This window comes from Pseudoalteromonas shioyasakiensis, from assembly GCF_001550135.1.
GTDB lineage: Bacteria > Pseudomonadota > Gammaproteobacteria > Enterobacterales > Alteromonadaceae > Pseudoalteromonas > Pseudoalteromonas shioyasakiensis.
Genome location: NZ_LRUE01000013.1, coordinates 206,075 through 206,912 on the forward strand (window position 1 = coordinate 206,075; position 838 = coordinate 206,912).

General features: G+C 45.0%; 4 tRNA genes. All 4 read left to right on the top strand.

Going from position 1 to position 838, the window contains the following annotated elements:
- Positions 1 to 2 precede the first annotated feature (2 nt).
- Positions 3 to 78 (top strand) — tRNA-Thr (locus PASHI_RS06245).
- A 26-nt stretch (positions 79 to 104) separates the two neighbouring features.
- Positions 105 to 180: transfer RNA gene (locus PASHI_RS06250), tRNA-Phe, on the top strand.
- Between the two features lie 51 nt (positions 181 to 231).
- A tRNA-Thr gene (locus PASHI_RS06255) sits at positions 232 to 307 on the top strand.
- Positions 308 to 420: 113 nt separating this feature from the next.
- A tRNA-Phe gene (locus PASHI_RS06260) sits at positions 421 to 496 on the top strand.
- The last annotated feature ends 342 nt before the right edge of the window (positions 497 to 838 follow it).

Here is an 838-nt window from a genome sequence, read left to right on the forward strand (position 1 = left end):
GTGCCGACTTAGCTCAGTTGGTAGAGCAACTGACTTGTAATCAGTAGGTCATCCGTTCAACTCGGATAGTCGGCACCATTTATTTTTAAACGAAAGTTTAAAATGCCCAGATAGCTCAGTCGGTAGAGCAGAGGATTGAAAATCCTCGTGTCGGTGGTTCGATTCCGCCTCTGGGCACCATTATTTATAATCACAACGTGATTAAGTGCTAAACGCACACAGGTTTAGTGTGCCGACTTAGCTCAGTTGGTAGAGCAACTGACTTGTAATCAGTAGGTCATCCGTTCAACTCGGATAGTCGGCACCATTTATTTAATAGTTAGCATCTAGCTAATTGTTTTGCCCAGATAGCTCAGTCGGTAGAGCCATCGGGAATTGCATTGAAAATCCTTGTGGATATTCTGCATAAAACTAAATATTGCCCAGATAGCTCAGTCGGTAGAGCAGAGGATTGAAAATCCTCGTGTCGGTGGTTCGATTCCGCCTCTGGGCACCATTTTTCCTAGCCTCGCAATCGCGAGGCTTTTTTGTTTCTGTCTCCTCCAAATCACGATTTTACATCCCGTAGGCGTGAAATTTAAAGAGCTATCAGCTTTCAGCCGTCAGCTATCAGATTTTAAATACATAAGTTAGCGAGTTAGAAAGGGGAAAGAGTAAAGGGTAAAGGTACGAGTTTCGAGGCCCAAGATACGAGTTGTAGGAGGCGTTTTAACGCCGAACAAAAATTCGATTTGGTAGGGTGACCCCTTTACGAATCCAAAACCAACACCAACACTATGCACCTAGCACCTAGCACCTAGCACCTAGCACCTAGCACCTAGCACCTAGCACCTAGCAC